At 43.1% G+C, this 5,750-nt stretch carries 6 protein-coding genes; all 6 read right to left on the bottom strand.

What is annotated here, in order from left to right; genetic code table 11:
• Positions 1–67: 67 nt before the first annotated feature.
• The 6 genes from PX636_RS17185 to hpsL all read right to left on the bottom strand — a co-directional run bounded on the left by PX636_RS17185 (position 68) and on the right by hpsL (position 5,726).
• Positions 68–562 (bottom strand): Spy/CpxP family protein refolding chaperone, encoded by a 495-nt coding sequence (locus tag PX636_RS17185; protein ID WP_002797202.1) that lies wholly within the window; start codon positions 560–562, stop codon positions 68–70.
• Positions 563–582: 20 nt separating this feature from the next.
• A complete protein-coding gene (locus tag PX636_RS17180) occupies positions 583–957 on the bottom strand; it encodes a hypothetical protein (protein WP_002797204.1) in 375 nt (124 codons plus the stop codon).
• Positions 957–1,541, bottom strand: coding sequence for a sigma-70 family RNA polymerase sigma factor (locus tag PX636_RS17175; RefSeq protein WP_002797206.1), 585 nt, complete (start codon positions 1,539–1,541; stop codon positions 957–959). The genes PX636_RS17180 and PX636_RS17175 overlap by 1 nt, the downstream gene beginning before the upstream one ends.
• Positions 1,542–1,720: 179 nt before the next feature.
• Positions 1,721–2,890 carry a hormogonium polysaccharide biosynthesis glycosyltransferase HpsO gene (gene hpsO, locus PX636_RS17170; RefSeq protein WP_002797207.1) on the bottom strand — a complete coding sequence of 390 codons (1,170 nt, stop codon included), beginning with the start codon at positions 2,888–2,890 and terminating at the stop codon, positions 1,721–1,723.
• A complete protein-coding gene (gene hpsN, locus PX636_RS17165; protein ID WP_002797209.1) occupies positions 2,887–3,882 on the bottom strand; it encodes a hormogonium polysaccharide biosynthesis glycosyltransferase HpsN in 996 nt (331 codons plus the stop codon). The genes hpsO and hpsN overlap by 4 nt, the downstream gene beginning before the upstream one ends.
• A gap of 116 nt (positions 3,883–3,998) precedes the next feature.
• Positions 3,999–5,726: a hormogonium polysaccharide biosynthesis protein HpsL gene (gene hpsL, locus PX636_RS17160; protein ID WP_002797210.1), complete on the bottom strand. Its 1,728-nt coding sequence runs from the start codon at positions 5,724–5,726 to the stop codon at positions 3,999–4,001.
• Positions 5,727–5,750: the final 24 nt, after the last annotated feature.

Genomic DNA, 5,750 nt, shown 5'->3' with positions numbered 1-5,750 from the left:
TAACCCATCCTTGGCGTTTTTCTAATGTATCGGAATCAAACTCGATCTTAATCCGAACTGATGGGAATTATTGTCGCCCACAATTGCGGGAATTAGGGCAACGTTCCTGCATTAATTGGGAAAATTCCGTTCTTTGAGCGGGAGTTAACACTTGGCGAATTTCCAAAAAACTCTCAAATTGCAGGTTACTGATTTCTTGGCGATTCCGAGAGATTTGCTGATGTTTAGAACGGATATCTCGATCGGAGGCATTATTCGATAATAAACTATTTAATTCTTGTTGGTTGCTTCTCATGGTTTCTCGCAATTTTTGCATTTGTCCCCGGTATTTCTGACGAATAGCGGCAATTTTCGACTTTTGGTCATCGGTAAGGTTTAATTGTTCGATTAGTCTTTCTCGAGAATTATTCACTCGACGACTCTCAGGACGCTGGGGAGAGCTAGTTTGAGCGATAAATAGACGATCTTGGGGATAGGATAGCACAGTGGCAGTTGGGACTAGGTTAGCCGCCAGAGTTAAAGCCATGGTTGTGCCGAGAATCGAGAGAGTAGAAAGGGACATAATTGACCTCCACAAAGAAATTAAGGATTATAGGTAGAATAGGTGAGTTGAGGCTCGTTTAAGCTCATCCAAGGCGAACTATAAACGCTAGGAGCAGCAATCGGTGGAGCGATGCTATGGTTCCAACTCTCCACTAAAAAAGCTTCTAACTGCTCGTCGGAAATTTGGCCCAGTTGTGGATGAGGATCGGGCCAACGATAGGAAGCAAAAATCAGCGCCGATAAGGCAGTAATACCAGTTATCCACCCCAATAAAGGCAGGGATTTTGGGCAAGTTACCGGCCTTTCTCCCCTAATCATTTGCATTAACTGTTCCTCTTCATCTATCGGTCGAGGTGGCAGCGATGGACGATAGCGACGCAGAAAATTAACCACTTTGTCATCTTCTGGGGACATTAGAGAACTCCTTGTTTTTGCAAAAATTGACCCATGGTTTTACGCGCATAATGAAGACGTGATTTCACCGTACCGAGGGGAATTTCTAAGATTTGGGCGATTTCCTTTTGGGGTAAGTCCTCTAGATCGTGAAGGACAAGGACAGCGCGATGTTCTAAACTGAGAATTTCTAACCCTTGTCGGACCACCTCCTCATAATGCAATTGCATCAAATCGGGACTATCTTGGGGACGGGATTCGCTATCAAGGGAGTTTTCCTCATCAGTGCTTTTGGCGATCCTCGTTTGTCTTTTGGCTAATTGTCGCCGACCATCGATCGCCACATTCCAAGTGATCCGATAAACCCAAGTGGAAAAGTATTCAGGTGAACGCAATTTCGGCAACCCGCGCCACAGTCTTAAAAATACCTCTTGGACAAAATCCTCTAGGAATTCCCTTCCACAGAGTTGATAGAGAGTAGAGCGGATTTTTGGTTGATAAAGACGGTAAAGGTGACGAAAAGCGCCCCGATCACCCCTTTGACATTTTAAGATTAACTCTCGATCGCTCACACTTGTTTGCTTCTCGGTTATCACCTCGATCATTACCCCCGCTGGATGCCTGTCCGTTTAGACTGGGGGGTGCCAAGAATGGTTCATAACCAGTGATCAGTGATCAGTTATCAGTGATCAGTTGTCAGTTATCAGTTATCAGCTTTTTTCTCCCCACACCCCACACCCCACACCCCACACCCCACACCCCACTTCCCACACCCCACTTCCCATCACCGAGGGAGTAATTGTTGATAGAAATCCAATTGTTTTTGAGCGAGGGCTTTATTAGTATAATTGGTCATTACTCTCTGATAACCCCTCTGGCCTAATTCTTGAGCGAAGCTGGGATTATCTAAGAGAGTTTGTATAGATTTAGCCAGTGCCTCCCCATCTTTTTCGGGAAAAATTAAACCCGTATCAGCAATAACAAAGGGGATTTCTCCCGAATCAGAACCAATAACAGGAACCTGACAGGCCATAGCTTCAATTAAGACATGACCGAATTGTTCTTTCCAACCGACGGCCGTTAAAGTTTTGACCCGATAGGTGATTTCTGAAGGCAAAACTAAAGTGTTCATCAGGTTAAGATAATTAACTACTTGATCGTGGGGAACACTTTCCACCATCATCAAGCGATCGCTTATTCCTGCGGCTGTAGCTTCGCTGACTATTTTATCTTTGAGGATGCCCCGACCTAACAGTAATAATTTCCACTTACCTGTTAATTTAGCTACAGCTTTAATCAGCGTTAGAATGCCTTTCTCTTCCACAAAACGACCGATAAAACCAATCACGAATTCATCGGTTTCAATACCTAAAGATCGAGCTAAATCGGGTTGCTTGCCCGGGGAAAAAAGAACTTCATCCACTCCTAATTGCGGTAAAACTGTGTATTTACCCCTGTAACCCCGTTCTTTTAAAACATCTACCCCGTCTTGATTACCAGCAATTAAACCATCGGTATTTTTCAGGTTATAAGCTTCTAACCAAGAGATGGGAAATTTAGGAGTATAGGGAAGATTCCACCAGGTAAAAAATACATTTTTAGCCTGTAGATTTAAGAGACGATTCAGAGTAATAAATTGAGCATAAGCGAGAGATTTAGAACCCTGTTCCACTTGAATAATATCAGGTCTAAATTTTTGCAATAAAGGAATTATATCAGTGCCAAAAGTTAATAAAGATTGATTATTTTGGCTAAAATTAGAGATAGGAATGACGCAGAAATTGTCGGCTATTTTCGGTTGACTTTCAATGATTTTATTTTGGACTCCTCCCGGTTGCCAACGTTGGGGAACAACAATAGTAACTTCAATATTGGGATTTAATCTTGTCAGGGCGCGCAGTTTCTCACAGTTGAGATCAACTATATATGTATGACTAGCGACTAAAATTTTCATAGATGATCTAGTTTTGTATAAATTTGGCCATCATTCCAGAGGGACTTTACTTGAGTTTTCAGAGCATCAAGAAAACCTAAACTATAAAAAATTCCCCTAGAGAGTATTTTAATCGGGGAACCACCTTTATTACAGGGAGGATTGCCAAGAACGTGACAATCAAATAATTTAGCGTAGAGTCGCAATTGTTGAGCGGGAGTGAGATTTTTCAGGGCCATCAGAAAGTGATTATGATAAAAAGTCGTCTGATAACTCAAAGAACGAGTGCTAATATCATGACAGCCGCCGGTTTCTTCCCCTAAATGAACCAGATAAGCGGTGGGATCGTACCAGACATGATAGGGAGTCTGGCGTAACCTTAAGCAAAAATCCGATTCCTCGCGCACGGCACTGCCACGAAAGCGTTCATCGAACCAAATGCCGTATTTAGTAAATATATCCTTCCGGAAAGACATATTACAGCCCCGGGCCGAGATTACCTGCTGGGGTTTAGTGGTGTGGACAAGATCGATGTAATACCAAGCAATGCCTGGATCCATGGCTTGGGGGGGTAAAAAGTCGATTTCGTAGGGTTTGCCGGTATCTGTCACCATTTTTTGGGAGTCACCCAATTTCATGCGATCGAATACCCGACCTGCCACTACACCTATCTCAGGGTTCTTGACAAAATTCTCACTATGTGCTTTGAGATAATTATCCGGTAGCCGCACATCATCATCGATAAAAAGAACGATATCGCCTTGGGTGCGACGGACTCCATAATTTCTGGCACCGGGTAAACTCGCCCAATCCAGCCGATACCAGCTAATTTTGTGCTGATTAGCCAGATTTTCCAGATAGGATTGTATGGCGGGGCTGTGGGTAGCGGTCTGGTCGATAACTAATACCTCAAAATCGGGATAATCTTGTTTGAGTAGGTCATCGAGGGTATCTTTAAGAGGCTCTTCGCGTCGATAGGTGGGTATGATCACAGAAATCGAGGGAAAATTCATAGCAGGGAATGGGGGAGTGGGGGAGTGGGGAAGTGGGGGAGTGGGGGAGTGGGGGAATGGGGGAATTTCCACTAAAACCCTAAAACCCCAACACCCTAAAACCCAACACCCATATTTCAAGCTAAAGAAACACCTTTGCGTTTAAATTTTAAGCCCTTTTTGGAGGATTTTGTGGCGGTTTCCCCCGCCAGAATTTTGGCTTCTTTTTCCTGTTTTTCGATCACGGGTAATCTAAAAATTACGCCCGCAAATATCCAGTAATAAACGCCCACAGGATCTGTATCGAGGGCATACCAATAGGGAAGATAGGCAACAAAGAGCAGCAAAACCCAATAACTACCGGCAAAACCTCGCAGAGTCGGATCTTTGAGGGAACGATAGGTGCGGAAGGCCAGATAAACTAGATGGGTCATGAATATCATGTACAAGGCAAAACCAATGTATCCCAACTCAAATAAAACTTTAGTGTGATAGGTTTCCACAAAGGAAATATCACCGAAAACCCTAGCAGCAGACGTGGCCACACCAAGTCCACGACCTAAAATACCGCCCTGATTACGGATAGCAAAATCCAACTGTTCCTGAATAAAAAGGGTGGGGGGAGCCTGTTGCCAACGGTTGATGGCACTATCGTAGCGTTGTTGGACAAAATCCGGGTTAAGGAAAGAAAAACCGATAGCTAGAAGTAAAGCCGAGGCAAAAATGATCGGCAAAAATCGTTTTAAGTTAGCGATTTGTCCCGTAATAATCGTCATCAGACCAATAATCATCGGTACAGCAAAGAAAGCTAATCTTTGCCCGGAGACCACTGCATTAATAAAAACTAGGGTTAAACCTACTAGGGCTGCTAGTCGCCATTTTTGGGAAATTTCACTAAAGGCACTGGCATAACAAACTACGGCACTAGAGACCAAAAACCAAGCCCAGTGCCAGGGAGAAACAAAGGTACCCGGTAGGCGGATCATATTTACTTCCGGACTATACACTAACGCCCCACCAATCAAACACCTTGCCTCTAAGTTGGCTTTGAATAGTGCATCAGCCACAAAGCCTCTAGTTCCTACACAACGACCGGTTTTCAGCATCCAGTATTGCATTAGCCCTAGAACACAACAAATAATCGCTAAAGTCACTAAAAGACGACCAAAAAATAATAGGGTCGGTTTGTCTTTGATTAAGTAATAAGTGCAGAAGATCAAGGGGACATAACCTAGCAAAACTTTAAATCCCAATAGTCCTTGCAGAAAAGTCTCACTTTCCCGACAGGGAACCCGAAACAAAAAGCCGTTGCTGAAAACTCTCAGTCCTTCTACAGATGCACAAGTAGGCAGAAATTGTCTCTGTAAATTGACAGCTAATAGACAAACTACACAGAAAACAAAGATTAATAATAGGGTTGTACCTAATTGTTTGGGGACAATAATCGGTAATTGCTTTTTTCGACATTCTAAAACTAAGGCGATTAAAGCGGGTAGATAAAAGATATCTTTACTAAGCTGCAGGATTGGACTACCTCCCAACCAATAGATAATAGTGCCAGTGAAGGGGACATAGATAATAAATGCCCAAAGAGCCATGCGAGGATAGCTAAAGGAGAAAACTACTAAAATTAAGGCTAAACTTACTGCAGCTCCTATGTTGGCATCAAATAATAAGCTGAGGGGGAATCCGAGCAAAATTGCTACACAAATGGCAAAAACAATTAACCCCGTTAATTTTTGTTTCTTTTGCCTTTCTTCTTTTTTGAGGGCAAGTTTCTCTTTGATGTTAAGCGGGGGACTATCAGCTTTTGTTTGGCCCTGTTTATGCTTTTTTTTCTGGCGATCGATACTTAGTCCGGTCATTGAAAAAATGGGTCTGAAACCCGC

The organism is Microcystis sp. M53598_WE2 (genome assembly GCF_030067735.1).
GTDB classification, from domain to species: domain Bacteria; phylum Cyanobacteriota; class Cyanobacteriia; order Cyanobacteriales; family Microcystaceae; genus Microcystis; species Microcystis aeruginosa.
Note: the sequence above shows the minus strand (reverse complement) of the source record. Positions and strands in the feature narration are given on the sequence as shown.